Below are 25,459 nucleotides of genomic sequence, written 5' to 3' on the forward strand. Positions count from 1 at the left end.
GCCGCAGGCGCCCCCGGCCGCTGGGCCGGTCGTTCATCGCCGCGAGCCTCAGCGGCGGCGGCGACCGATCAGGCCGCAGGCCGCCAGCAAGGCGAGCAGGCACGAGGCGGGCTCGGGAACCGCCGCGGCCAGCGACACCATCGTCGGCGCCCCGCCGAATTGGGCGATGATCACCGCGAAGTCGTCGAGGTCGACGTCGCCGTCGAGGTCGGCGTCGCCCTGGATGATCGAGGCCCCGCTGAGGATGCCGACGTTCATGCTCCAGATGGCGATGTCGGCGTCGTCGACAATGCCGTTGCCGTCGAAGTCGCCACCGATGGCAGAAGGCGCGGAGACCACGCCGAGCAGGATCTGATCGAGGCCGTAATCGTAGGTCACCTCCCAGAAGTCGCCCACCGCCAGGGCGGGCAGGTCGAAGCCGGTGAAGAAGCTATCTTCGCTCAGGTCGCCGCCGGCGCTCAGCAGCGAGGTGGCGAAGCCGGGGGCCGCGGTCTCACCCGTGGCGAACGAGAAGAACAGCGTGCCGCCCACGTCGGCGTCGCCCGCCACGTAGAACGAGGAGGTGGTCAGCGTCGAGGGCGACTCGGAGATAAACTGCAGCTCGCCCTGGTTCTGGAAGTCGCCGTCGATCGTCACCGACACGTTGTTCGGGCCGATGGCGAAGACCGCGTCGGGCCCGTTCATCACGTTGTCCTGGAAGGTCGCCGTGGTCTCGTTGCCGGTCACCAAGATCACGCCCTCTTGGACAAGCACGTCGACGACCGGATCGGCGTCGCTGTCGTAATCGTAGCCGGCGTTCATTACGTCGCCGGAGATGATGTTGTCGCCGCTCACTAGCTGCATCACGCCGGTGTTGTAGAGCCCCGACTCGAACCGCAGCGTGGCGTCGCGGCCGGTGATCACGCCGACCACCTCCCCTACCTTGGCGACCGGATCGACGGAGCTGTCGAGCTCCACAACGCGGGCGTTCCAGAACTTCTGCTCGAGCGGCGTGGTGACCACCGGGAAGGCGTCTTGGATGTTGCCGGTTTCGAACTCGCCGCCGGTGACCTCGATCTTGCCGAGGTTCGCCTGGAAGAAGTCACGACGCGAGCCGTCGATCTCGCCGTCGCCGTCTTCGTCGTCCGAGAGGATGGCGTCGAGTGAGTCGAACAGGATCGCGTCGGCGGTGCTCAGGCGAGGCGAGGCGTCGTCGTCGGCGGCGATCAGCCGCAGGTGTTGATCCGCGGAGACGACCACCTCGCCGAGCGAGCCGTTGTAGAACGTGCCGGAGGTGATTGTGCCGTTGGCCCGCAGCGAGCCGTCGTTGTAGAAGCCGTTGACCACGTCGACGCTCAGATTGCCCGACACATCGCCGAGGTTGTAGAACGAGCCGGTAGGGGTCGAATCGTCGCGGGGAGAGTTGCCGTCCACCCTGTCCTGCACCACGATGCGGAGCGTCTCACCCGGCTGTGTGCTGGCGGCGATCGACCCCACGGCCGAGCCGGTCGCTCCGTTGAACAGGTACTTGGCGTTGATGTCGCCGTAGCCGCTGAACTCACCAAGGTTCACGAGTTCGTTGGTCACGTTCAAATCGCCGCCCGACATCGTCACCACGCCCTTGTCGGCGACCCACATGTTGGCGTTGCTCTCCTGGGTGTTCTCATAATTTTGGTTGTGGAGCACGTTGACCTCGGCGCCCAGACCGATCGTCAGGCGCCCCGTGCCGAGCGAGCCGGGATCGGAATCACCGCTGACCGGCGATTCGCCGATAGCGAGCGCGGTCCGGTTGCCGGTGAATGCGTTCGCGCCGGTGGGGGCGGAAGTGACGTAGACATTCCAAGTGCTCCCGGGGCCGGTGACCTCGACGACGCCCTCGCCCACGGTCTGGGGATTCGCGATCTGCGGCACCTCGGGATTGCCGGCCGCATCGGTCAGCCACGTGCCGACTCCGGCGCCGTTGAACATCTCGACCATGGCGCCGTTCGTGATGGTGAGCGTTCCCTTGCCAAAACCACCGATCACCGACGGGAGCTGCGTGGCGGGAGTCGATACGCCATCATCGTCGAGTTCGTCACGGCCATAGGCGGCCACGTAGGTGTCGGAACCATCGATGAACGCCTTGCCGTTGGCGCCAACGCCGAGGCCCAAGAACAGGGCGTCTTGGATCTCCATGCGACCGCCGGCGTTGACAGTGAGCACGCCCCTGCCGAGCAGGCCAACGTGTACGTCGTAGCCGTCAGCGTTCTCGACCTGCTGCCGCTCCGAGACGTCGGGGGTCGTAAGCACCAAGGTGTCGAGTGGGTCACCTGCGGTGAAATTAAGCGCCGATTGGTACTCGCCGGGGATCACGTTGTAATCGTTGTTGAAAACGCTGCCCGCGCCGGTGATCGTCATGTAGCCGATACCCGATGAGCTGGGCGCCGACGTGCCGCCCTGAGCGGCCATCACGATGTCCATCTGGAACTCGTAGTCGTTGTCACCAAGGGTGCCGAGTTCCAGCTCACTGTTTTCCCCGGTGGCGCCGCCGAGGACCAGGTGCTGGTACCGCAGCGCGCTGCCGGCGTTGATCTCGAGCGAGCCTTGTCCGGTGTAGCCGACCAGGATGTTTTGGGTCGTCTCGTAGTCGACCCACACGTCTGGATCGTCCCACGCCAGCCCGTTGCCGTTGCCGCCGTCCGGGTCGTTGGGGTCGACCAAGAAGTCGAAGACGTTGTTGCCTTGATCGTCGAGCACGTCGGCGATGAAATCGTTATCCTCGTCGATCGTGATGACGCCAAAGGTCGTGCCGACCGGCCGGACATCGCCTTCCCAGTTCACCGCAGCGCGGGCCGCCTGGGGGGCGGCCATCAACGCCACAGCGGCGAGAGCCAGCGTCAGGGGGGCGAGCGTCAGGTCGTTGAAAAAGTGGCAATTGCGACGCATCGCGGGGGAACTCCTTCGTAAGGCTCGCCAGAGGATTACTGGCTGGCCGGGGGGGTCGTGTTCGTCGGGGGTCAGCTCGCCGCAGTTTAGGCGAAATACACAAGCTGCGGCGCAACGGCGGCTAAAGAGACACTTTCCCACCACACGCTCGCCGTTGGTCCTCGTAGACCCCCAGCGACGGATAGAAATTGGCCTCGGTTGTTCTCTGTTCTCAATGACGGGTTCTTAACGGGCGGGGCGACTCGCGACGCCAACGGCGTGCGGCGGTTAACGCCATGCGGGGCGAGGTCGGAGGAGGGCGCCCCACCGAGGGGGCCGTCAAACCCCGCCCGGTCGTCCCATTTTCGCCACGCTGCTGCCGAACTGTCAAGCTTTTGACGCGACGTAAGTCCCTATGGGAATTGCCTCTAACGCGTCTCGAGCCCGGCGCGTGCCGGTTGTTCCTGTGATGACGGTTCGCCGCCCCCACGGGGCATTATTCCGCCCTGGGGACTCTTCGCGCCTGGCCGTAGCCGGGCAACGCGGTTCGAGGCGAACGGCGGGCGGGCGGCTGCGGCCTAAATCAGCAGCGCGTCGAGCTGTTGGCCAGCAGCGAACTCGCCTCCCGCTGCGGGTACTCGCAACAGAGCATTCGCCCCCGCCAAAGCGGCGATATCAGCCGAGCCACGCCACGGCAGCACCTGGGCCACGCCTGCATCGACGCGGGCCGGCAGGTAAGTCTCACGCCCCGGCGGCTGCGAGAACGCCCTGGCGAGCCGCACCGGCGCCGTGGCGGGCTGCACGAAGGGGGCGCCCCCCAGGGCGGCGAGCAGCGGGCGGACAAACAGCGAGAAACCGACCAAACTGCTCACCGGGTTGCCCGGCAGGCCGAAGACCCAGCAGCGGTGGCCGGCCCCCGAGGGGTCGTTCTCGCTCGCGTCGCGAACGCCAAACCAGAGCGGCTTGCCCGGTTTGACGGCGACTTTGTGGAAGACCTTGCGCACGCCGAGTTCGGCCAGCAGGCCGGGGACCAGGTCTTTGTCGCCCGCCGACACGCCGCCGCTCAGCAGCAGCACGTCGGCCCGGGCGAGGCCGGCGCCCAGCGCCAGCCGGAGGGCCTGCGGCGTGTCGACCGCGGCGCCAAGGTCGAGCGGCGTGGCGCCCGCGTCGCGCACCGCGGCGACGAGCATCGGGCCGTTCGAGTTGCGGATCTGGCCCGCCCGGGGCTTCTGGTCGGCGCCCACGAGCTCGTCGCCGGTCGAGAGCACCGCAACCCGCGGGGCGGGGACCACGCTCGGCTCGGCGCAACCCGCCTCGGCCAGCACGGCGATCTCGATCGGCCGCACCCGCGCGCCTTCGGCGACCACCACATCGCCCGCCGCGACCGACTCGCCGCGGCGCATCACGTGCTTGCCCGCGGCGATCGTGGGACCCAAGAACCGGACCCGGCCCTCGCCGAGCGTCTCGCTCCGCTCGACGGGGATCACCGCGTCGGCGCCCGCCGGCAGTGGGGCGCCGGTCATGATGCGCGTCGCTTGCCCCGGCCCGAGGGCGACCGTAGGCACGGCGCCGGCCATGACCGTCTCGACCACCTCGCGTTCGGCCGACGTGTCCGAAGCGACGACCGCAAAGCCGTCCATCATCGCCTTGTCGTGCGGCGGCGAGTCGACATCGCTCACCGCTTCCTCGGCCAACAGGCAACCTAACGCCGTCTTGAGCGCCACGCGGCGCGGCTCCAAGGACCGGGCTTCGGCCGTCACTAGGGCGAGCGCTTCGTCAACGGTGAGGAGTTCCGACATACAAACTAGCCGCAGATGAACGCGGATGCACAACGCTAGGCAAACGACTATCGGCTAGCAAGGAATCGCGGGTCCTACGCAAATCATCCGCGTGCATCTGCGCCGATCTGCGGCTGATTCACAATTCTAAGAAGCGCTTCAGCAGCTGGCTGCCCTGGTGCGTGAGAAAACTCTCCGGGTGGAACTGCACGCCGAACAGCGGCAGTTCCTTGTGCTCAACGGCCATGATCTCGCGGCCGCCGTGCGGCTCGTCGCACCAGGCGGTGGCGACCAGCTCATCGGGCAGCGTGTTGGGGTCGATCACCAGGCTGTGGTAGCGGGTCGCCTGGAACGGGTTGTCGAGGCCCGCGAGCAGCCGGCTCCCCTCGGCGTAGTGGATCTGATCGGTCTTGCCGTGCATCAGGTTCTTGGCCCGCACGATCGTGGCGCCGAGCGCCTGGGCGATCGATTGATGCCCGAGGCAGACGCCCAGCAGCGGCAGCTTGCCGGCGAAATGCTGGACGCACTCGACCGAAACGCCCGCCTCGCTCGGGGTGCAGGGCCCGGGCGAGACGATCAGCCGGTCGGGCTTCATGGCCGCCAGCTCTTCGACCGTGTGCTCGTCGTTGCGCACCACGCGGATGTCGAGCGAGGGGTCGATCTCGCCCAGCCGCTGCACGAGGTTGAACGTGAATGAATCGTAGTTGTCGACAATCAGGATCATGGCAGTGAGTTTATCGGGACAGCGCCCGCAAAGCCAACGGGGCGTGGGCTATGGACTGTGGGAGGCGTCTCCGACGCCGATATCGGCTTCGGAGCTTATCAGGCTAGCAGCGCGTCATCGGCGTCGGAGACGCCTCCCACAGCGGAACGATTGTGAGGGCGGACACGGTGAGGGTGGAAGTTTACGCGATGCGTGGTCCAATAGAGCCTCTTCCCGAGTCCCCAGGTCCAGGCGTTCCATGGCGAAAAAAGGCACCGCGGTCCCGCTCTCCGAACTCGAACAGGCCGTCTCCGACCGCGAGGCGGAGGACCTGGTCACCCGGCTCTTGGCCACCCGCGGCGGCAGCGGCTGCGAGGCGGAGGTGATGGCGATCGTGGCGTCGGAGCTGGCGAAGGCGGGCCTGCCGGAGGGCAAGCTCAGTCACGACACGGCCCACCGCCGCAGTGTTCACGGCGGCGAGATCGGCAACGCCATCCTCCGCATGCCCGGCAAGCGGAAGGGCCCCCGCCGGCTCTTCTCGGCCCACACCGACACGGTGCCGATCTGCCTCGGCGCCCGGCCGGTGAAGAAGAACGGCTTTATCACCTCCAGCGACCCCGCCACGGGCCTGGGGGCCGACGACCGCTCGGGCACGGCCGTGCTGCTCACGACCGCGATCGCGCTGCTCCGCACCGGCGCGGCGCACCTGCCGCTCACTCTGCTGTGGCTCGTGCAGGAAGAGACCGGCCTGCACGGCGCGAAGAACGTGACCGTCTCGAAGCTCGGCGGCGCCGAAGAGGGCTACAACTTCGACGGCGGGGACTCGGCCAAGCTGCGTGTCGGCGCCACCGGGGCGTTCCGGCTCGACATCACGGTGAGCGGCATCCCGAGCCACGCCGGCATGGCGCCCGAGAAGGGGGTGAGCGCCATCGCTATCGCTTCGGTGGCGATCGCCGACCTCGTGGAGAACGGCTGGCAGGGGCTCATCGAGAAGGGCAAGAAGACCGGCACGAGCAACATCGGCGTGTTCCACGGCGGCGAGGCGACCAACGTGCTCACCGACCGCGTGAAGCTCCGCGGCGAGGCCCGCAGCCACGACCCGGCGTTCCGCAAGCGGATCGTCTCGGAGATCGAGAAGGCGTTCGCCCGCGCGGCCAAGAAGCTCAAGACCAGCGAAGGACGCCGTGGCGCCGTCGCCATTGAGGTGCGGCAGGACTACGAGTCGTTCCGGCTGAAAGATTCCGACCCGGTGGTTGTCGCCGCCACGATGGCGATCGAACACTGCTGCGGCGTTTCGGACCCGGTGATGGCCGTGGCCAACGGCGGGTTGGACGCCAACTGGCTCACCGCCCACGGCGTGCCGACCGTGACCATGGGTTGTGGCCAGGAGAACATCCACACCGTGGACGAGCGGCTCAACCTGAAGGACTTCCACTTGGCGCGGCGCATCGCCCTGCGACTGGCGACCAGTCCCTGACCCCCGACCCCTGCCCCCTCCCCCTCTCTTGAATCCCGACGACGAACTCTGCCTCTGCTTCCACGTCTCGCGTCGCAAGGTGGAGAACTACCTGCGGGTCGAGCGGGTGCGGGCCGCCTCGCAGCTCTCCGAGTGCCACGGCGCCGGCACGGGCTGCGGCTGGTGCCGGCCGTTCCTGCGGCGGCTTTTCGAGGCCCACTGTGCTAGTACGTCAGGGGCGGAAACGGCCGCCGAACTGCCGACGCCCGAGGCGTACGCCGCGGAGCGGGCGGACTACGTCCGCCAAGGCGGCGGCGCCCCGCCGCCCGGCGCCACGCCGATCGAGTAGCAGCGTCAAGTAAGCGCCTCGCCCCAAGAAAACAGCGAGCCGGGGGCGTAAGCCCCCGGTGTCTTCAGCGCACCGCCGTGTGCTGCTAGCACAGCGGGGGCTTACGCCCCCGGCTCGCCCTCTTTTGGCATGGGGAGCTGCGGGGGCTCTGCAAATCGCGGCAAGTCAGGCTTGGCTCGCTGGGCGAGAATCCTCTATAAGCCCACCCCGTATTTACCGACACGCTTGGGAAAGGACTCCCCCGATGACGCTCGACGCCGCCGTGCTGGTGCGCCAAATCACCGAACTCCAGGCCGAAGCCGTCGTGCGCTGGCACGTGCTCGACGGGCGCCAGCACCCGCTCGACAACCCGTACACCGGCCTGCTCTCGGTTGCCTGCCAGCAGCACCAGTTCAATTACCAGCTGTGGCACGAGGAAGACGTGGCCCGGCGCCGCGACGTAACCGACGAGCGGATCGCCCAGGTCAAGCGCGCGATCGACGGCTTCAATCAGCAGCGCAACGACTGGATCGAGCGCATCGACGAGACGCTGATCGGCTCGCTCGGCGCGTGGGGCGTCGAGCCCGTCGAAGGAGCGCGGCTCAACACCGAGACCCCCGGCTCGGCCGTCGACCGGCTGTCGATCATGTCGCTCCGTGTATTCCACCTGGAGGAAGAGCTCAGCCGCGACGGCGTCGACCGGGCGCACGTGGAGAAGGTCCGCACGAAACTCGCCCGCTGCGAGGAGCAGGCGGCCGATCTGGCCCACTCGCTCACCGAGCTGCTCGAAGACATCTTCGCCGGCCGCAAGCTGCTGAAGGTCTACCGCCAGATGAAGATGTACAATGACCCGACGCTCAACCCGTACCTGAACGGCGCGGCCCGCAAAGCGGGCTGACGGGGCCAACCCACAGGGGGCGTCAGCCGTCGTGGTGTTGGTAGTGGCGGCTCGTGGCATGGCCCGCCGGATGCGACCATTGCGGCGCGTAGCGCTGCACCGGCTTGCCTAGCAGCTTGCTGAGCACGTACAGGATCAGCAGCGAGCCGACGAACGTCACGACGATGTTGATCGTGAAGTTCGCGATATCGCCCCGCGCCAACCCGAGGAAGTGACCCGAGCACGACCCGGTCGCGAGCACGATGTACGGGTTGTCGATATTCAGGCTGATGAGCTCGTCGAACAACCGCACAAACCCGCCGAAGAATACCGCGTAAACAATCGCGGCGTAGATGCCCCCCTCGGCGGCGGCGTACCCTAGCACGCCTGGCGGCAGCGTGATCTTGCTGTGGTCGACCCCCTGGATCTGGGCGAGGGACGCCAGGTCGTTCGCCAATGGCTTGGGCTTGTCCTCCCACATCATGCGGGGGACGAATTGGATCACCATCTGACGGAGTGAAAACAGGTGGCGCATCTCGTTGGGTCGTGGGTAGTTTTCCACGCACCACATGGCCGCCGAACCGCAGGTCTGCCCGCTCAGCACGTCCTTGGCGCCCGAGCTGGCGTCTGACTGGGTCATCGACTTGAAGGTCTGAGAGAGGCTCCATCCCTCGGCGCGGGTTTCGCCGCGCATCGCCGTGAATGCCGACACGACCAGCAGCGTGGCCAGCAACATCGGCGAAGTCCAGATCAGCACCCGCAGCGGGTTGAGGTTGCGGCCGTAGCGGTAATAGACGCCCCACACGAGCCCGAATCCGACGGCGAGGATCGAACGCCTGCCAAAGGCGCCCCAGATCGCCACGCCCATGCAAATGCTGAACACCAGCAAGCCGACCGCCACGACCAGCGGATTAAACGACCGCTTTGCCCACACCCATCCGATCATGCCACACGCGATCGCCGCGAGGCCGATCGAGAGGTGGTAGAGGACCGACGAGATCACGGGGATCGGCGGAGCGAGACGGATCAGGATCACCGCTCCGCTAATGCAGAGCGACAGCGTGAGCAGCAGGTAGTCAGACGAATCGGTCGCCTTCGGGCTGATCTTACGCGCCAGCCACTTGAAGCCCACGCCGTAGTGGTAGGCGATCAGGAAGCAAGGGATAAACACGCAGGCGTACCCCAGGAGCACCGAAGCGGCCGAGTTGATCCGCTCGACCTGGAACATGCCGGTCATCTGCGTGCTGACCACCACCGCCGGGTTGTAGAGCTGATAGACAATAAAGCCACCCAGGTACAAGTTGCGCACGCTGAGCAGCTCCACCTGGCGTTTGAGGCCCTGATAGACCATCAGCGCAAGCAGCCCTAGGGCGAGCAGCAAAAAACAGGGCGCCAGCAGGTCACTCATGGTCAGAACGCAGTCGTGTTCAGTAGGTGCGCGTAGTGGGGAACCCTGAATCCTACGACACGGTTGGGAGAGAGGCGATCCGCTACCGCTCGCTCGGGCGGTCCGATCATAGCGGTCACACCGACTGCGACGCCCCATCGCTACGGGAGGCCGTTGCTCCGCCGGCCGCGGCGCTATCGGCGGCGCTATCGGCTGGGGGCGCCAGATCGTCCCACAGCGTCGGACGCCCCAGCATGGCGGCCAGTTCCGCCGCGTCGTCCGATAGCTCTGCTCGCAGCCAACGCAGCGTCGCCTCGCTCGGCGGCGCCGCGGGTGGGTCGGCCTTGGGCAGCAGCAGCTGGTAGGCCCACAGACGCAGCCTCAGCGGCGCCAGCCGCCGCAACCCCTGTCGGTACAGCGAGCTGCCGTGGACCGCGTCCCAGAAACGGTTGCGGCGTGGCTTGCGCTGCGACTGGTTGTAGGCCTTCTGGCGGCTCGACTCGGTGTCGAGCTCACGACCCAAGAACGCGCTGATGCGCGCCAACTCCTCCTGGCGGCGCTCGGTGTAGTCTTCAAAACGCACGACCAGAACACGCTCGGGCCCGATCGCCTCGAGCCACGGGGCGAGCTGCATCGCGTAGCGGCTGTAGTCGACATACCGGCGGTGAACGCGGAGCTCCGCATCGATGTCGTCGCCCACGGTCCGCGCCACGTGGTCGTGACGGTAGTGGCTCAGGGCGCGCTCGACCGGGTGACGGACAACGTAGATCGCCTTGAAGCCATCGGGAAGCACGGCCAACGCCCGCGACGCGACTCCCGGCTGGTCGGGCAACTTGGTGTAGCCGGTCGAGGCGTCGCAGAGCGGCGTGTCGGGAGAGGCGCCACGGTAAATATCGGCGTATTCCTGCCGCCCCTCCTCGCTGAGCACGCGGTCGTCACACAGGTGGTGCGGCTCCTTGTTCTCGGCGAGAAAAACCGCACCGAGGTTCGCCAAGTCCATGTACAGACTTGTTGTGCCGGACTTCATCGCCCCGATGATGAGCAGCTCGGGCAGGCGCGGCTGGGGTTGCATGGCGAGGGGTCTCGGGTTCGAAAGACAGAGGCGTTGGCGATCGGCGCGAGGGCTAAACCCAGCGCGGCGTGCGGTCGAGGAACTGCTCGGGGCGCATCGGCTTCGATTTCGCCGGGGCCCCGACAGCGACGTGCCCAGGCGGCACCGGCTTGTTGACCACGGCGCGTGCCCCCACGATCGAGTCGTGCCCCACGACGCCTCCCTTGACCAAGATGCAACCGCTGTTGAGTTGCGCGCGGTCGCCGACCACGCCCGAGCAGACGTCGTCGCTCTCCCAAACGTGCACGATCTCGGCGTGCTGTCGCAGGTAGACCCCCGCTCCGAGCCTCGCGCGGCTGTTGAGCACGATCCCCAGGGGGTGCGGCGCCCACAGGCCGGGGCCAATCTTCACGCTCGAGGGGATCACACAGTAGTACCAGTGGAAAATGAACTTCTCGACCAGGAAGCTGAGCGGGTAGAGCTTGCAGCGGTGGAAAAAAGCCCCGAATCGGTAGGCAGCGACCATGTGGAACCCCGAGGAGAGCAGCGCCGCCGCGGCGAGGCCCAACCCGTACCGGCACCAACCACGACCCAGCCGCGGCGGAGCGTGGCGCATCAGGTCCGCGGCCAAGCCGGAGAGCGTAACCGGTTCGGCGATCTCGAATTCGGCCAGCGCGACCTCGGCCGCGGCCGGTTGGGGCAGTTCTGCGGGTTCTGCGTCTTGGTCCAATGGAGTCCTTAGCCGGCGGGTGGGTCGGTCGTCGTCTGCGGAGGTCCTCGGAAGATCCGCGACAAGACTCTAGTATAGTATTCTTCACCGCACGAAGACCCCCGGCGACCCCCCGCCCCCGCGTATGACGAATCACGCCACGATAGCCTCCTCGGCAGACCGCCGGGAGAAGACCGTCGCGATCGTCTGCAACACGCTCCCCCCCTACCGGCTGCACGCCCACCGGCGTTTCGCCTCGGAGCTCGAGGGGGTGCGGCTGCTGACGATCAACACGCACCAAGACGCCACCCGCGACTGGAGCGTGTCGCTCCCCGAGTCGATCGGGCTGGTCGACGTGAGCGACGGCGACCGCGGCTCGGCCGGCCAGTTGCGCGAGTGGCGCAAGGGGGGGCGGGTCATCGACACGCTCGAGCGCGAGCGGGCCGACGCGGTCGTGATGAACGGCTACAACGACGCCGGCCGGCTGCGCACGATCCGCTGGTGCCGGCGCCACGGCGTGCCGTGCTTCTTGTGGGGCGACAGCAACATCAACTCCGCCCACCGCGGCGGGGCCCTCACCCAAGCGATCAAACGCCTCTACGTGCCGAAGGTCGTCGCCTGGTCCGCCGGTTGCTTCGCCTGCGGCAGGCTGGGCAAGGAATACTGGGAGCACTACGGCGCCGACCCCAGCCGGGTGTTCATCTCGCCCTACGAGCCTGACTACGGTCAGGTTTGGGGGCTCACCGACGCCGAGATCGACGAGGCCCGCCAGCGTTACGGCTTGGCCGAGGGCCGGCGGCGCATCGTTTACTGCGGGCGTCTCACCGAGGTCAAGCGCGTCGACCTGCTGATCGAGGCCTTCGTGGCGCTCGCCGCGGAGCGGCCCGACTGGGACCTCGTGATCCTGGGCGATGGCGAGCTGCGCAGCGAACTCGCGGCCGCCGTGCCGCCGGAGCTCAAGGACCGCGTCGTGTGGACCGGCTTCGTGGCCGAACAGCAGGACGTGAGCAAGATCTACCGGGCGAGCGACGTGCTCGCCTTGCCGAGCCGCTACGAGCCGTGGGCGCTGGTCGTCAACGAGGCGGCGGCCGCGGGCATGGCGATCGTGGCGACCGACGCGGTTGGCGCCGCCGCCGAGCTGGTGCGCGACGGCGTCAACGGCCGCGTGATCCCCCGCGACAACGGCGAGGCCCTGAAGGACGCGTTGCTCGAAGTCACCGCGGCCGAGAACACCGACCGCATGAAGGCCGCCTCGGCCGAAGTCCTCGACGCCTGGCGCCGCAACGGCGACCCGGTCGAGGGGCTCCGCGAAGCGTTGCGGAGCGTCGGGATCGAGTCGTGAGACCCGCCGCTCGGCAGCCGCGGCCTCGGCGTGGGTCAGCCCCGCACGGCGCGCAGCAAACGGTAGAGCGTCGGCTGCGTCACGAGCCGTAACTTAAGCAGGTCGAGCGCGGCGGGCGATCCGATCCCATTGCGCAGCGTGCGGCGGACCTCGGCGTTGGGGATGCGCGTGGTGAGATCGGGGTCGCCCTCGAAGCGGCGAGCGAGGTCGGCCCGATCGGTCGAATCGACGGCGTGCGTGAGCGCTCGCAGGATGAGCGCTGCAACCCGGCTCGATTCGAAACGCTCGACGATCGACTCACGACCGCGGGCCGCCAGCCGCGTGCGCAAGGCGTCGTCGCGGTAAGCCTCGAGGAGCGCCTGCGGCAGATCCCCCGCCGAGAGCGCCACGAGCCCCGCCTCGCCGTGCTGGACGATCTCGGATTGGCTGTTGTCGCGCGGCGGGGTGTTCATCGTCAGCGGCGGGCAGCCGCACAGCATCGCCTCGGCCAGCACGAGGCCGAACGTCTCGCCGATCGTCGCGGCGTGCAAGAACACGTCGAACGACGAGTACAGCAACGAGAGCCGCTCGTCGCTGTCGACGAGCGGGTGCTCGATGAACCGCTCGCGGATCTTCGCCGGCGCCGCGGCCAGTTCCTGGCGGGCAGTCTCGGGCATTCCGATGACGAGCAGCCGGGCTTCGGGGCACTCCTCGAGAAGGGCGCCGAACGACTCGAGCAACGCGGGGCTCCACTTGCCGGGCAACGCCTGGCCGATGCGCCCGCACAAGAAGGCGTTCTCGGGCAGGCCGAGCTCGTCGCGGCGGAATGCGGCGATTTGCTCGGCCGGCGCACGGCGGAACCGTTCGACGTCGACCGGGTTGGGCGCCACGGCCGCCGGCTTGTTGCGCAAAGCGCGTCCCCCCCAGCGGCGCCAACGCCACAGGCACCAGCGGCTGATCTGCAGGTGGGCGTCGATCAGCTCGCCGTCGAGCGAATGGTCGGCGCGGCCGAAGTGGCTGGTCTCGACCACTCGGCGATTGGCTGTTTTCAGGCGCCGCATCACCGCCCCCTCTTTGGCGTTGGCCATACCGGGGCGGTGGATGTGGATCACATCGGGGCCGAAGCGGTCCGCCTGGCCGAGCGCCGCCTCGAGGGCCGCGTTCTCGCCCCCGACAAACACCGGCAGCCCGGCTTCGTGCAACGCCTTCTCGCGGACGCCCCCCGCGTCGATCGCCAGCAGACCGGTCTCGTGCCCCGCCTTGTGGTACTCCAGCGACAACGTCTGCGCGACGCGTTGCGTGCCGCCGCGGCCCAGGTCTCGGCAGATCGTCAAGATGCGCATAGCTGCGGGGCGGGGGTCAAACGCGGCGGGTGAGTTGGCGCAGCGGCGGGACGGCGTACAGCAGCGGGAACAGCAGCAAATAACGAGCCCTGCCGAGCGACACGTTCATGCCGAGCGTCCGCCGGTAGAGGTCGAGCGCCAGGTCCGCGCGTCCTTGCCGCAGGCAGCGGAGGCTCACCGCGCGGACACGGCGGAGCACCTGCTCCCACCGCTGGCGGCGACGCGCCTCGCCGCCGGGGTACTCCCCCGTAGCCTCGTGGTCGAGGAGCATCACGGCGCCAGCGTGCGCCATCACCGGGTTGCCGATCACGCTGCTGCCGTGCTGGCGGTAGGCGAGCATCGGCGGCGCGTAAATCCTTGCGAAGCCGGGGGCGACCCCCATTCGTAGGAGCACGTCGCTGTCGGTGCCGTTGACGTTCCTCTCAACACAACCGCCGCAGGCGAGGTACGCCTCGCGGCGACAAACGGTGTGGGCCACCCCCATCGCAAAGCCGAGCCGCAGGGCGTCGCCCAAGAAGTCTTTGCCGGTCTCGTACCGGAGCGGCTCGTTGCTCCATTGGGCGACCTCGGACTCGTCGAAGAACGGCGCCAGGGCGACGGCCACGATCGCCGGGCGATCGGCCTCTTCGATCACACGCCGTGCCGTTGCCAAGGCCCAAGGGCGCCACAGGTCGTCGCTGTCGAGGAAAGCCAGGTACTCGCCCGTCGCCTCGCGGGCGCCGAGGTTGCGGGCCGCCGCGCAGCCCTTGTGGTCTTGCTCGAAGATCTTCACCCGGTCGCCGTAGTCGCGCACGATGTCGAGGGTCGCGTCGCTCGAGCCGTCGTCGACGACGATCACCTCGAAGTCTTGCAGCTCCTGCGCAAAGACACTGTCGAGCGTCGCGGCAACGAGCGACTCGCGGTTGTAGGTCGGGATGACAACGGAGAACAGCGGCACGGCGGTGTGTCGTTGGTTGCTTGGGCTGAGGCTAGGAAGCTGTGTTGGCGGCCTGGAGAAGCACGTCTTCGAGCAGCTGGACTTGCCCGGGGGTGTCGAAGCGGGAGATCTTCTCGCGGCCCGCGCGGCCCATGCTCTGTCGCAACTCGGGATCGGCGGCCAAACGGGCCAAGTGGTCGCCCATCGCACGCCAGTCGAGTTCATCACAGAGCAGGCCGGTGACCCCGTCGTCCACCTGCTCGGGGATGCTGGCGTGGCGTGTGGAAACGATCGGCAAGCCGGCGCCGGCCGCCTCGGCGATCGCCACCGGCCAGCCCTCTTTGTCGCCATCGTCGGCCGTGACCGAGTGCTGCACGAACGCCCCGGCCGAAGCGATCCGCTCTTTCACTTCCGAGAACGGTCGGGCGCCCAGGAACTCCACGCGGTCGGACACGCCGAGTTCTTCCGCCAGCCCTTGGCACTCTTCGAGCATCGGGCCGTCGCCCACCACATCGAGCCGCGCGTCGGCGCCCGACTCGCGGCAGCGGGCCAGCGCGCGGATCGACAGGTCGGGCCGCTTCTTCGGCGTGAGCCGACCGACCATCAGGAAGCGGCACGGCTGCTCGCCGACGCGGTCGGCGCAAGGCATTTCATCGAGCGGCACGCCGTAAGGGATCTTGTGGATGCGGGCCGGGTCGCACCCGTGGCCAACAAGCCAATCGCGCATGTAATCGGCCACGACCACACAACCGGCCCACCTCGGCGCCGAGCGGGCCAGCGACTCGCTGTACACCCGGCCGCGAACCGCCGAGGAGAGATCGAACCCGTTGAAGTGGGCCACGACCGGCACGCCGAGGCTCGTGAGCAGCGGCGCCATCCGCACGGCCCATGTGCCGTAGTGGCAGAGGGCGACGCGGGGCCGGTCGCGCTCGACGAGCTCGGCCCATTTGGTGACTTCGCGGGGTGAGCCGCGGAAGCCTCCCGACCGGCGGTTGCGCCAAGCCCACAAGCGCGTTTTCGCCTGCCAGGCGAGCTTGCCGCCGGTGACCGGGCTGTACACGCCGATATCGTCGACCGAGAAGCCGTTGGGGCCGTAACGCCCGGGATCGGCGTGCTCGTTGGTGATCACCCGCAGGTCAAGCCTCCGCATCAGCGAAGCCTGGCGGTGCATCCACACCTCGCTCCCCACGCCGAACCGGCGCACGACGAGCCACGCGCGGGGGCAGATGGGTTTCGCTTCTGGGTTGCGTGACATGCTGCTCGATCGAGGGACGAGGGGGCGGGCGCCGCTGGTCTGGCCGGGCCTTAGGAGAACTTAGAGCCCCTCAAGCGCTTCGGGACCAAGAGCTCGGAGCACATGTGCCCGACGCGATCGCCGCCGCATCAGCCTACGCGCCATCCTGCGGAACCAAGCCGGCGAGTGCTTGCGCGGACTCCGGTTGGCCGGGGCGCCGTACTCTAGGTCGCGCCGCAAGACCGCGTGCACGTACATCGATCGCTTCCAGACGTTGACGTAGTGTAGGTCGGCGACCGTCGCGTCGATGCTCTCGGCGATGCCGACGATGTCTTGGGTCGTAATGATCTCGTCAACCACCTGCAAGCCTTCCGGCTCGTGCTCCATCAAGTAGCGCTGGTGCTCGGGCGAGGGGATCGTCATAACGAGCGCGCCGCTCGGAGCGAGCCACTGCCGGAAGCTCGCGTGGCACTCGGCCCAGGCGTCGCGGGGGATGTGCTCGTGCACGTCAATCATCGCGATGAGATCAAACGGGCCCTCGACCACGCCGTCGCGGAGGTTCGACACCTCGAAGCGGACCCTGTCGGATCCGAAGAGCGCGCTAGCCACGCGCACGTTTTCGGGGCTGATGTCAACGCCGAGCACCTCGACCCCCGGGTGGGCGAGGGCGTACTCGTGTGATGAGAACCCTAGACCGCAGCCGATGTCGAGCACCCTCGCCGGCCCGGTGGGCAAGCTGCGTTTCACCAGGTCAATCGCCTCCTCGATCCGCGGGTTCCCCTTCAGGTAGTCGCCGATCAACCGGCGGTTGAACGTGTCGTAGAAGTCGGCGATCTCTTCGCGGCTGCTGGTGGTCGTTGCTTCGGGCATAGCGGTGTTGCGAGTGGAGAGCGTGTCGGGAGCGGCGGTGTCGGACGGGTCATCAAGTATAGCCGATCGCCGTGCCGGGGCTTGTCCCAGCTGTGCGAGGGGCCGGTTGCGCCGGTGAGTGGGATCGTGCGCCCAACGGAGCGCGGCCCCGCAGGCGTGTCGCCACGCGGTGTCAGCGGAGCATCGACCTCATGCGGGGACGCGTCTTCACGAAGGAGAAAGCCGCGCGCGAAATGCCCCGTGAAGCCCGCACGACCCACGGCGCCTTGGCGCCGCGGACCTCGTATCCCAATTCGGCGAGCAGCGGACCGGCGTTCTCTTCGACGTCGGCCACCTGAAGACGCGGCATCGAGCCGCGCCAAGCGAACGCCCGCGAGGCGTCCACGGGCTTGCTGGCGAGCTCGAACAGCTGCGTGTGCTCCTTCGCGATATTCTTGTCCGAAGTGGTGTAGTACTCGAGCATGCCGCTCTCGTATTCGATGCCGAGCCACTCGGACATCCGCCGCAGCTCGTCTTCGGTCGATTGCAGCAGCCCCTCGTAGCGCATCTCGTAGTACCGCTCGGGGCCGAGCTTCTTGCCGGCGGCGATTCCGGCCGCCACGCGCGTGGCCCACATCTCGCCCGCCTTGCGGTAATTGGCTTGGAAGCGCGCCTTGACGATGCTGTGCGCCGTGTCACGGGCGTCGCGGATGATGTGAACGAAGCGGGCGCCGGGGAACGCCTCGGCGAGCCATTCCATCTCGAGGATGTAGGCCGGCGTCTTGTCGCCCCAAATCGTCTTGCCTTGCTTCGCCGCGTGCGCGTTGTAGAGCGCCGCGATGGCCCCCGGCAGCTCGCACGGCGCGGCCGCCTCGAGCGCCGCCAGCGCCTCGTCGACCTCCAGCTCGAAGCTGTCGAACGAGATCGTCTTCGACGTCGCCTGCGACCACTGCAAGTCACGGATGAAAGCGTGCCGCGCCCAGGCGGTGTCGAAACGGCCGTAGTCGTCTCGCCTGTCGCGGACCACCGACAAGAAGTTCGACTCGCGGAGGATCGCGACCTGCGAGTGCTGAATAAGCATCAGCCGCAGCAGGGTCGTTCCCGAGCGGTCGCAGCCCACAATGAATATCGGATTCGAGGACATCGCTTCGTTGATTGGTTCCGAGGCCGAGCTGCGGGCCCCCGTTGGGCGCCGGTTTGTTCGGCCAGCGTGCTGAGTGCTTGCGGTTAAAGACTAGGTTGTTTCTTGCGGCTTGAGAGGCGCGGGGCCGGGATCCGGCTGGCCAGTATCCCCGCCGCCGGCTGCCTGGGCAACGCCGCCGCCGCGCAGTTCGCCGCCGACCCGCTTCAGTTCGAGGACCAAGCGACGGCTGCTGGGGATCGCCGCCAGGCTCGCCGCGTAGGCCACGGCCGTGACCCCCAGCGTGGCGGCCACGCCGACCAGGGGGGCGGTCTCCTCGTCGAGCCACATCAGCAGCGGGAGGTTCGCCAGGGCGACGACCGCCGCGTGCGGCGCGGCGCGGAGGAGCGTGCCGATCAGGTCGCGGGCCGAGACGGGCCCCCTGCGTCCCACCCACCAGAACAGCAGCGGCGTGCGGACCAGCAGCCCGCCGAGCGAGTACGCCAACGCCACCCCCACCGCCCCCCAGGGAAGCCCCACAAGGAACGACAGCAGGCAGAGCGACGAGCCAACGAGCCCCCACTGCAGCTGTTCACGACTGCGGCCCTGCGAAACGAACAGCCAGCCGGTCGAGTTGGCGACCGGCTGCAGCATGCCCATCAGCAACAGGGCGCGGAAGATCGGCACGGCGGGCTCCCAGCCGGGGCCCAACGCGGCGGGGATCAGCCACGGGGCGGCGACCAACCCGTAGGCGGCCGCCGGGATGATCAGCAGCGTCGTGGCGCCCGTCACCTTGAGGTAAGCCGTGCGGTACCGCTGCGGGTCGCTCGTCAGCCGGCTCAAGGCGGGCACCATCACGTTCGCCACCGGCGCGTTGATCAACCGCATCGGCAACGCAAACAGCTTGTAAGCCTGGCCGTAGAAGCCGAGAGCGGCGTCGCCCCACCACCAGCCGATCAGCATGTTGTCGAGGTTCCGCGAGAGGTAATTGACGGTGCTGAAGCCGGTCAGGTCCGCGCCGAACACGATCATCTCACGCGTGCCGACCCCGCGCTTCGGGGCGTCGGGACGCCACGGGCAGACGAGCCAGCTGAGCGCCATCTTGGCCGCGGCCGTGGCGACGGGAATCGCCGCCAACGCCCAGTAGCCGTGCTCGCTCTCGTGCAGCCACCAGGCCATCGCGACGCCAACCCCTTGGCCGATGATCAACGACACCACGGCCGTCATCGTCAGGCGGTCGTACTGCATCGCGCGCTTCATCATCGCCTGATGCTGCGAGGTCATCCCGCTGAACAGATACGCGCACGACAAGATGACGACCACGGGCGTGAGCCGTGGGTCCTGGTAGAAGAGGCTCACCAGCGGCGATAGCAGCGAGACCAGCAAGGCGATCGCGAGGCCCATGGCCGTCGAGAACCAGAACAGGTTGCTCACCTGCCGGCGGTTGATCTCCTCGCGTTGCACCGTGGCCATCGACATGCCCGCGTCGACAAACATCGCCGCGAAGCCGGTGAACACCGCCGCTTTGAGGATGACGCCGAAGTCGGCCGACTCCAGCAGCCGCGACAGGATCGACAGCGCGACCAGCGAGATCACCGCGCTGAGCGCCTGCGACACCGCGACAAACGCCCCGCCGCGCACGGTCTTCTTCTTCAGCCCCTTGCGGAGCGAGTCGTTCGAAAAGTAGTCGTGCGGGGTCGCCAAGGGGCGGTGCGGATCGGTGGGGGGAGTCGGCCAAAAGATGGTGGGCCGGAGCGGCGGGCGGGCAACGCTCCAGCATATCATGGGATCTCCCCGCCGGCTTTGCCGGCAAACGGAGCGACCCGCACAGCCGTTGCGACCGACCACCGAGAGACCACGATTCAGACGCGTGGTATGGTTGATCGGTTCCCCGAAACGGGGCGGCGGTGGGCCGTAGCCTTTTCGCTATCTCTTTAACAGAAACACCGCACCCGATGAAACGCCGCGTCCTCGTTCTGATGGGCACCCGCCCCGAGGCGATCAAGCTCGCCCCGGTGATCGCCGCCTTGGGCGACGACCCCGGCTTCGAGCCGCTGGTGGTGAACACCGGCCAGCACCGCGAGTTGATCGATCAGGTGATCGACCTGCAGGGCATCCACGTCGACCGCGACATGGCGGTCATGAGGCCCGACCAATCGCTCGCGTCGCTCACCGGCCGGCTGATCGGCGCGATCGACGACGCGCTCGTCGCGCTCGAGCCCGACATGGTGCTTGTGCAGGGCGACACGACCACGGTGCTCGCCGGCGCACTGGCGGCGTTCTACCGGCGAACGCCGGTGGGCCACGTCGAGGCGGGCCTGAGGACCGGCGACTTGGCGTCGCCCTTCCCCGAAGAAGCGAACCGCCGGCTCACGACCACCCTCGCCACGCTGCACTTCGCCCCCACGCCGCAGTCGGCCCGCAACCTGCTGTCCGAGGGGGTCGACCCCGCGCGCGTCGTCGAGACCGGCAACACGGTCATCGACGCACTGATGCTCGAACTCGCCCGCCAGCAAGACCCGGCGGTCGGCGCGCCGATCGCCGGGCGGCTCGCCGAGGCCGTCGGCGCCGATTACGCCGAGCGCCCGTCGGTGCTGGTCACGGGCCACCGGCGCGAGAACTTCGGAGGCGGCTTCGAGCAGATCTGTGGCGCCATCGCCCAGCTGGCCGACCGCTTCGCCGACACGCTGTTCGTTTACCCGGTGCACCTGAACCCGAACGTGAAGGCCGTGGTCCACGAGCGATTGGGCGGCCGCGAGAACCTGCGGCTCGTCGCGCCGCAGGCGTACAGCGAATTTGTCGCGATGCTCGGCCGCTGCTCGCTGGTGCTGACCGACTCGGGCGGCGTGCAGGAAGAAGCCCCCAGTCTCGGCAAGCCAGTCCTCGTCATGCGCGACACGACTGAACGGCCCGAGGGCGTCGAGGCGGGCGTGGTCCGGCTCGTGGGGCCGAACGCCGAGGCGATCGTCGCGAGCGCCACCGAACTGCTGACCGACGAGACCGCCTACCGCCGCATGGCCGAAGCGGTCAATCCGTACGGCGACGGCCAAGCGTCCGAGCGGATCGTCACAGCGATCAAGAAGTACTTCGCACCGAAGTAATCGTGGCAAGCCGTCGGCGTAAGCCGCCGGTGCGCTTACTTCCGCGTACTCGTAGTGCGAAACTCCGGCGGCTTACGCCGACGGCTCGCCAACTGTTCGCCAACCGCTTGTTTAATCGACGCGTGACATGCGGCGCAGAAAGTCGTTCAGCAACGGGCCCAGATCGCCAAAGTGTTCGCGGAACTCGGCCAGGCGGGTCTCGGCCGTGTCTTGCTCTAACGCCTTTTTCTTCGACAGCGTCTTCATGTACGCCACGTAGTCGTCGGGCCGGTACTTGATCAGGTAGTAGTTCAGCGCCCAGGCGTCGGCGTAGGCGACGCCCGCCGTCCTTGGGTCGCGCAGCCTGGCGCCGTCGGCCACCAGGCTCGTCAGCGAGGCGAGGTTCCATTGGTGGGCGTGGCGGCGGAACGTGTCCAAGCGGCGGTAGTTCACCTTGCCGATGCCGCGCCACCCGCGGGTGCTGCCGGCGTCGGGCGCCTCGAAGTAAACGGCCATCCCCTCGACCAGCCACATCGGCAGGTCGGAGTAGCGCTCCTGCAAGCCGCAGTTGTAGGCGATCTGGTGCGTCGCCTCGTGGACGATCGTCGCCACCAGCGGCACGGCGCGCGGCGTGGAGAGCATCCGCGTGATCTCGCGGCGCGAGCCGCGGCGCCCCGAGCCGCGCAGCTCTTGGCTGCCGGTGATGTCGAACATCGTCACACGGTTGTTCTTCATGCTGTAGTAACCGACGACCCCCTCGCCGCCGTCGCCGATATCCTTCTGCACGGCGGCGCGGTAGTCGTCGTAGCTCTGGTGGATGATGATCGGCAGCGGGTAGTGGGGCTCCTCGAGTTCGAAGCCTTGCTTGCGCCAGTAGGCGAGGAACGCACGTTGCAATCCCTCCAGCAGCGAGCTGGTCCACTCGGCGTACTCACGCGACGTGTCGTACGCCACCACGTAGTGCTCGGTCGTGTGCAGCCGGTAGCGATCCGGCAGGTCGGCCAGCAGCCGCTCGCCGAGCTCCTCGGTCGAGAGCGGTTCGAACGGCTCGGCGTCGCTCTCGCCGCTGACCACATCCTTGCTGTCGATCAGCCACAGCCCGCCCGCCCTGCCCTCCAGCAGCATGTCGCCCCGCAGGCCGCCGAGCAGCACCCGGCCGGTGACGCTGCGCTGCACGCCCTCGTCGTTGAACACCACGTGCTCCATCGCCCGCACGGGCGGGGCGATCGCGGCCGCGGCGAGCAGGGCGAGGGTGATACGCGGATTCAGCAGAGCGGATGGCATGCGGGCGGGTGTGCTAGGTTTGACCTGAGAGGCGGCCCATAGGAAGTCCTCGGCTTGGGCGCATGTGGCGTGAAGAGGTAGAATCCTCTCGCCCCGTCCATGTTACACACTACCCGTCCCCTCGGCCCAGGCGCATCTGGCATGCCCCCCGAAAAGCCGGCGACCAACGACGCCCCGCTCGGCGACGACGCGAGCTACGACGGCCCATCGGTCGAGGACCGGCTCAGCCGGATCGAGACGCTGTGGACCGTGGTGCGCCAGGCGCACGAGGAGACCGGCGCCGAGGGCGACACGTCCTCGCGGGCCGCAGCGCGGCGGGCGATCCTCGATCGCTACGGCGGCGCCGTGCGTCGCTACGCGCTAGCGGTGCTGCGCGACGCCGAGGGCGCCGACGAGGTGTATCAGGAGTTCGCCCTGAAATTCGTGCGCGGCGACTTCGGCTCGGCCGATCCGCAGCGTGGCCGGTTCCGCGCTTTCGTCAAGACAACGGTCTACCGGTTGGTGATCGACCAGTGCCGACTGCGGCAGCGCAACGCCCGCCGCGCGGGGCCGATGCCCGAAGGCTTCGAGCCTGCCGCCGCGCCGTGCGAGGAGGAAGACCACGACGCGATGCTCGTCAGGAGTTGGCGCGACGAGTTGCTCGGCAAGGCGTGGGAGCGACTCGAACTCTTGGAGGCCGAATCGGGCAAGCCGCACCACACCGTGCTGCGTTGCCGGGTCGAGCACCCCGACCTGCGCTCGCCCGAGCTGGCCGTGGAGTTCACCCAACTGTTGGGCAAGGACGTGAAGGCGGGCGCGGCGCGGGTGCTGCTGCACCGCGCGCGCGAGGCGTTCGCCGAGCTGCTGCTCGAAGAGGTCGCCCACTCGCTCGACGCCCCCGACCGCAACGCGATCGAGGAGGAGTTGATCGCGCTCGACCTGCTGGGCTATTGCAAGCCGATCCTCGAGCGTCGCCCGGTCCAGCGGGGTGGCGCGTGAACGGGACCAATCCGCACGCCCCGACCGAGTTGATGGAGCGCACGCCCGCTCCGCCGGACGATCGGCCGTTGGCGCCGCCGGCTATCGGCGCGGGCGGCGGCTCGCAGGCCGACGACGCCTCGTGGACCGTGCCGCCGCTCACGGGGGGCTCGCTGTCGGCTTCGCTGCTGGCGACCGCCCGCCCGCCCAGCTACCCCGGCCCCGCCCCGCCCGCGCCGACCGGCGGACGCCCCGCCGACGGGCCGCCCGCCGAGCCGTTCGGCTCGGGCTCGGCGCCCTCCGACGCGCTGCCGCGACTCGACAAGGGGGGCCGCATCGACGACTTCGAGGTCGTTGAGATCTTGGGCAACGGCGCGTTCGGCGTGGTCTACCTCGCCCGCCAGCTGTCGCTCGACCGGGCGGTGGCGCTGAAGGTGACGGCCAACCACGGCAGCGAGGGGCGAACGCTCGCCCGGCTCGAGCACCCGCACATCGTGACGGTCTACTCGGAGAAGGTCGACGAGTCGGGCGACCTCAGGCTGCTCTGCATGCAGCTCGCGCCGGGCGCGTCGCTGCGCACGGTGATGGACGACCTGAAGACGATCCGCCGTGTCCGACGCGGTATGTTGGGCCAAGGCCACGCCACCCAGGGCCAGGTCGGCCCCGAGTGGACCGGGGCCGATTACCTGGCGTCGGTCGACACGCACGCCCGCGTGAGGGCGTCGCTCGACACGGCCGCGCTGCGCGACCGCGAGCTGCTCGCCCGCGCCGACGCGGTCGAGGCCACGGCCTGGATCGGCGCCCGCTTGGCCGAGGCGATCCACCACGCCCACCAGCAGGGCGTGTTGCACCGCGACATCAAGCCGGCCAACGTGCTCGTGAACCAGTACGGCCAGCCGATGCTGGCCGACTTCAACATCTCACAAGAACGCGCCGACACGGCGCAGGAAACCTTGGGCGGCACGCTCGCCTACATGGCGCCCGAGCACGTCGAGGCGCTGCACCCCGAGTTCGACACCACCGCGTCGCAGGTCGGCGAACGGGCCGACCTCTACGGCCTGGGGCTCGTGCTCGAAGAGATGCTCACGGGCCAAATCCCGTTCGCCCCGCCGTCGCACGACCTGGCGCCGCTCGAGCGGTTGCGGCGGATCGCCGAGGACCGACGCCGGGGACCGACGCCGTGGGCCCCCTCACTCCCGTCGGCCGAGAAGACGCTGCGCTGCGTGCTCTCACGCTCGATCGCTCCCAACGAAGAGCTCCGCCCGGCGAGCGGCGAGGCGCTCGCCGCCTCGCTCGACGGCTGCCTCGCGCTGCGCGAGGCCGAGCGACGCTTCCCGCGCCCGGGCTGGCTCACCCGGGCCGCCCTGCGGCGGCCGATCGTTTGGCTGCTGATCGCCGCGCTGGCCCCGCAGTTGGTCGGCAGCGCGGTGAACATCACCTACAACACGACCGAGATCGTCACCAAGCTCACCGAGCCGCAGCAGCGCGAGTTTGTGAACGTGCTGATGATTTACAACCTGGTCGCCTACACGTTCGCCGCGGCAGTGGGGTGGCGCGTGCTGCGGCCGGTTGTGCGGGCGTGGCGGGCGATGTCCGGCGCGCGGCCGCCCGACGCCCGGCTAGTCGACGAGGGCCGCCGCGCCGCGTTGCGGGCGCCGCTCTGGCTGCTGATGCTGGCCGCCGTCGGCTGGCTGCCAGGCGGCGTGCTGTTCCCACTCGTGATCCACGCGGACAACGGGCCGCTGGCGCCGCACGTGTTCGCTCACTTCCTGACGTCGTTCACCCTGTCGGGTTTGATCGCCGCCGCCTACTCGTTTGGCGCCGTGCAGCACGTCGCCACGCGGGCGCTCTACCCGCGGCTGTGGGTCGACCCGGCCCGCTGCCGCGAGACCGCCCGCCGCGAACTGGCCGGCGTGCCATGGCGGCTGCGGCTGATGCAGTGGCTCTCGGGCTCGGTGCCGCTCGGCGCCGCGGCGGTGCTGCTGCTCGTGGCGCCCGACGAGGCGAACCGCTCGCTGCGGGTGCTGGTGGCGGCGCTCATCGTGGTCGGCATGATCGGCTACCAGTACACGGCGGCCGGCGCCCGACGCATGACCCGCGTGCGGGCGGCTTTGACGGGGCTGGACGAGTGACCGATGAGAGTAATACTCGTCGGTGTAGGCGGGCCATTCGGATGTGGGAGG

20 protein-coding genes are annotated in these 25,459 nt (G+C 68.5%); 7 read left to right on the top strand and 13 right to left on the bottom strand.

The features are described from left to right. Positions 1 to 48 precede the first annotated feature (48 nt). From Mal64_RS19805 to Mal64_RS10725, 3 genes are all read right to left on the bottom strand, one after another. A complete protein-coding gene (locus Mal64_RS19805) occupies positions 49 to 2,904 on the bottom strand; it encodes a hypothetical protein (protein WP_197525648.1) in 2,856 nt (951 codons plus the stop codon). Positions 2,905 to 3,461: 557 nt separating this feature from the next. Further along, a complete protein-coding gene (locus Mal64_RS10720; RefSeq protein WP_146399930.1) occupies positions 3,462 to 4,682 on the bottom strand; it encodes a molybdopterin molybdotransferase MoeA in 1,221 nt (406 codons plus the stop codon). 118 nt (positions 4,683 to 4,800) lie between these two features. Then, positions 4,801 to 5,385, bottom strand: a complete 585-nt coding sequence (locus tag Mal64_RS10725) for an anthranilate synthase component II (protein ID WP_146399933.1) — start codon at positions 5,383 to 5,385, stop codon at positions 4,801 to 4,803. A 238-nt stretch (positions 5,386 to 5,623) separates the two neighbouring features. Between Mal64_RS10725 and Mal64_RS10730 the strand changes: the two genes are divergently transcribed. The 3 genes from Mal64_RS10730 (at position 5,624) to Mal64_RS10740 (ending at position 8,046) form a co-directional block, all read left to right on the top strand. Further along, complete coding sequence (locus Mal64_RS10730; protein ID WP_146399935.1) at positions 5,624 to 6,841, top strand: M20/M25/M40 family metallo-hydrolase; 1,218 nt, start codon at positions 5,624 to 5,626, stop codon at positions 6,839 to 6,841. A gap of 28 nt (positions 6,842 to 6,869) precedes the next feature. Then, on the top strand, positions 6,870 to 7,169 hold the full coding sequence (locus tag Mal64_RS10735) for a (2Fe-2S)-binding protein (RefSeq protein WP_146399937.1): 300 nt from the start codon (positions 6,870 to 6,872) through the stop codon (positions 7,167 to 7,169). 244 nt (positions 7,170 to 7,413) lie between these two features. Then, positions 7,414 to 8,046 carry a DUF4254 domain-containing protein gene (locus Mal64_RS10740; protein WP_146399939.1) on the top strand — a complete coding sequence of 211 codons (633 nt, stop codon included), beginning with the start codon at positions 7,414 to 7,416 and terminating at the stop codon, positions 8,044 to 8,046. 22 nt (positions 8,047 to 8,068) lie between these two features. Here Mal64_RS10740 and Mal64_RS10745 read toward each other — a convergent pair whose 3' ends face one another. From Mal64_RS10745 to Mal64_RS10755, 3 genes are all read right to left on the bottom strand, one after another. Then, positions 8,069 to 9,433, bottom strand: a complete 1,365-nt coding sequence (locus Mal64_RS10745; protein ID WP_146399941.1) for a hypothetical protein — start codon at positions 9,431 to 9,433, stop codon at positions 8,069 to 8,071. A 115-nt stretch (positions 9,434 to 9,548) separates the two neighbouring features. Further along, entirely contained in the window at positions 9,549 to 10,484 is a 936-nt protein-coding gene (locus tag Mal64_RS10750) for a sulfotransferase family protein (RefSeq protein ID WP_146399943.1), read from the bottom strand. 52 nt (positions 10,485 to 10,536) lie between these two features. Further along, entirely contained in the window at positions 10,537 to 11,193 is a 657-nt protein-coding gene (locus tag Mal64_RS10755) for a hypothetical protein (protein WP_146399945.1), read from the bottom strand. Positions 11,194 to 11,317: 124 nt separating this feature from the next. On the opposite strand from Mal64_RS10755, the gene Mal64_RS10760 reads away from it, so the two are divergent. After that, on the top strand, positions 11,318 to 12,514 hold the full coding sequence (locus Mal64_RS10760; RefSeq protein ID WP_146399947.1) for a glycosyltransferase family 4 protein: 1,197 nt from the start codon (positions 11,318 to 11,320) through the stop codon (positions 12,512 to 12,514). A gap of 35 nt (positions 12,515 to 12,549) precedes the next feature. On the opposite strand, the gene Mal64_RS10765 is transcribed toward Mal64_RS10760, so the two are convergent. The 6 genes from Mal64_RS10765 to Mal64_RS10790 all read right to left on the bottom strand — a co-directional run bounded on the left by Mal64_RS10765 (position 12,550) and on the right by Mal64_RS10790 (position 19,659). Continuing rightward, positions 12,550 to 13,836, bottom strand: a complete 1,287-nt coding sequence (locus Mal64_RS10765; protein ID WP_146399949.1) for a glycosyltransferase family 4 protein — start codon at positions 13,834 to 13,836, stop codon at positions 12,550 to 12,552. Between the two features lie 16 nt (positions 13,837 to 13,852). Then, positions 13,853 to 14,773, bottom strand: coding sequence for a glycosyltransferase family 2 protein (locus tag Mal64_RS10770; RefSeq protein WP_197525649.1), 921 nt, complete (start codon positions 14,771 to 14,773; stop codon positions 13,853 to 13,855). Between the two features lie 31 nt (positions 14,774 to 14,804). Further along, the gene (locus Mal64_RS10775; RefSeq protein ID WP_146399953.1) at positions 14,805 to 16,007 is read right to left on the bottom strand and encodes a glycosyltransferase family 4 protein; all 1,203 of its coding nucleotides are present in this window, start codon (positions 16,005 to 16,007) and stop codon (positions 14,805 to 14,807) included. Between the two features lie 60 nt (positions 16,008 to 16,067). Next, positions 16,068 to 16,856, bottom strand: coding sequence for an SAM-dependent methyltransferase (locus Mal64_RS10780; protein ID WP_146399955.1), 789 nt, complete (start codon positions 16,854 to 16,856; stop codon positions 16,068 to 16,070). A 172-nt stretch (positions 16,857 to 17,028) separates the two neighbouring features. Then, positions 17,029 to 17,979, bottom strand: coding sequence for a sulfotransferase family protein (locus tag Mal64_RS10785; protein ID WP_146399957.1), 951 nt, complete (start codon positions 17,977 to 17,979; stop codon positions 17,029 to 17,031). 90 nt (positions 17,980 to 18,069) lie between these two features. Continuing rightward, complete coding sequence (locus Mal64_RS10790) at positions 18,070 to 19,659, bottom strand: lipopolysaccharide biosynthesis protein (RefSeq protein WP_197525650.1); 1,590 nt, start codon at positions 19,657 to 19,659, stop codon at positions 18,070 to 18,072. 251 nt (positions 19,660 to 19,910) lie between these two features. On the opposite strand from Mal64_RS10790, the gene wecB reads away from it, so the two are divergent. Next, positions 19,911 to 21,056 carry a non-hydrolyzing UDP-N-acetylglucosamine 2-epimerase gene (gene wecB / locus Mal64_RS10795; RefSeq protein ID WP_146399962.1) on the top strand — a complete coding sequence of 382 codons (1,146 nt, stop codon included), beginning with the start codon at positions 19,911 to 19,913 and terminating at the stop codon, positions 21,054 to 21,056. 111 nt (positions 21,057 to 21,167) lie between these two features. On the opposite strand, the gene Mal64_RS10800 is transcribed toward wecB, so the two are convergent. Further along, positions 21,168 to 22,319 (bottom strand): DUF1570 domain-containing protein, encoded by a 1,152-nt coding sequence (locus Mal64_RS10800; protein ID WP_146399964.1) that lies wholly within the window; start codon positions 22,317 to 22,319, stop codon positions 21,168 to 21,170. 141 nt (positions 22,320 to 22,460) lie between these two features. Here Mal64_RS10800 and Mal64_RS10805 point away from each other — a divergent pair, with 141 nt between their 5' ends. Both Mal64_RS10805 and Mal64_RS10810 read left to right on the top strand, forming a co-directional pair. Next, complete coding sequence (locus Mal64_RS10805) at positions 22,461 to 23,297, top strand: RNA polymerase sigma factor (protein ID WP_197525651.1); 837 nt, start codon at positions 22,461 to 22,463, stop codon at positions 23,295 to 23,297. 32 nt (positions 23,298 to 23,329) lie between these two features. Then, a complete protein-coding gene (locus Mal64_RS10810; protein WP_197525652.1) occupies positions 23,330 to 25,408 on the top strand; it encodes a serine/threonine-protein kinase in 2,079 nt (692 codons plus the stop codon). Positions 25,409 to 25,459 lie beyond the last annotated feature (51 nt).

It is taken from the genome of Pseudobythopirellula maris (genome assembly GCF_007859945.1).
In the GTDB taxonomy this organism is placed as follows: domain Bacteria; phylum Planctomycetota; class Planctomycetia; order Pirellulales; family Lacipirellulaceae; genus Pseudobythopirellula; species Pseudobythopirellula maris.

Bases quoted from the DNA above. Each gene is read 5' to 3' on its own strand.
- Mal64_RS10785 (WP_146399957.1), bottom strand. From the start codon at position 17,979: ATGTCCTCGAATCCGATATTCATTGTGGGCTGCGACCGCTCGGGAACG.
- Mal64_RS10725 (WP_146399933.1), bottom strand. From the start codon at position 5,385: ATGATCCTGATTGTCGACAACTACGATTCATTCACGTTCAACCTCGTG.
- Mal64_RS10720 (WP_146399930.1), bottom strand. From the start codon at position 4,682: ATGTCGGAACTCCTCACCGTTGACGAAGCGCTCGCCCTAGTGACGGCC.
- Mal64_RS10805 (WP_197525651.1), top strand. From the start codon at position 22,461: ATGCCCCCCGAAAAGCCGGCGACCAACGACGCCCCGCTCGGCGACGAC.
- Mal64_RS10780 (WP_146399955.1), bottom strand. From the start codon at position 16,856: ATGCCCGAAGCAACGACCACCAGCAGCCGCGAAGAGATCGCCGACTTC.
- Mal64_RS10740 (WP_146399939.1), top strand. From the start codon at position 7,414: ATGACGCTCGACGCCGCCGTGCTGGTGCGCCAAATCACCGAACTCCAG.
- Mal64_RS10745 (WP_146399941.1), bottom strand. From the start codon at position 9,433: ATGAGTGACCTGCTGGCGCCCTGTTTTTTGCTGCTCGCCCTAGGGCTG.
- Mal64_RS10750 (WP_146399943.1), bottom strand. From the start codon at position 10,484: ATGCAACCCCAGCCGCGCCTGCCCGAGCTGCTCATCATCGGGGCGATG.
- Mal64_RS10810 (WP_197525652.1), top strand. From the start codon at position 23,330: ATGGAGCGCACGCCCGCTCCGCCGGACGATCGGCCGTTGGCGCCGCCG.
- Mal64_RS10765 (WP_146399949.1), bottom strand. From the start codon at position 13,836: ATGCGCATCTTGACGATCTGCCGAGACCTGGGCCGCGGCGGCACGCAA.
- Mal64_RS10760 (WP_146399947.1), top strand. From the start codon at position 11,318: ATGACGAATCACGCCACGATAGCCTCCTCGGCAGACCGCCGGGAGAAG.
- wecB (WP_146399962.1), top strand. From the start codon at position 19,911: ATGAAACGCCGCGTCCTCGTTCTGATGGGCACCCGCCCCGAGGCGATC.
- Mal64_RS10800 (WP_146399964.1), bottom strand. From the start codon at position 22,319: ATGCCATCCGCTCTGCTGAATCCGCGTATCACCCTCGCCCTGCTCGCC.
- Mal64_RS19805 (WP_197525648.1), bottom strand. From the start codon at position 2,904: ATGCGTCGCAATTGCCACTTTTTCAACGACCTGACGCTCGCCCCCCTG.
- Mal64_RS10775 (WP_146399953.1), bottom strand. From the start codon at position 16,007: ATGTCACGCAACCCAGAAGCGAAACCCATCTGCCCCCGCGCGTGGCTC.
- Mal64_RS10730 (WP_146399935.1), top strand. From the start codon at position 5,624: ATGGCGAAAAAAGGCACCGCGGTCCCGCTCTCCGAACTCGAACAGGCC.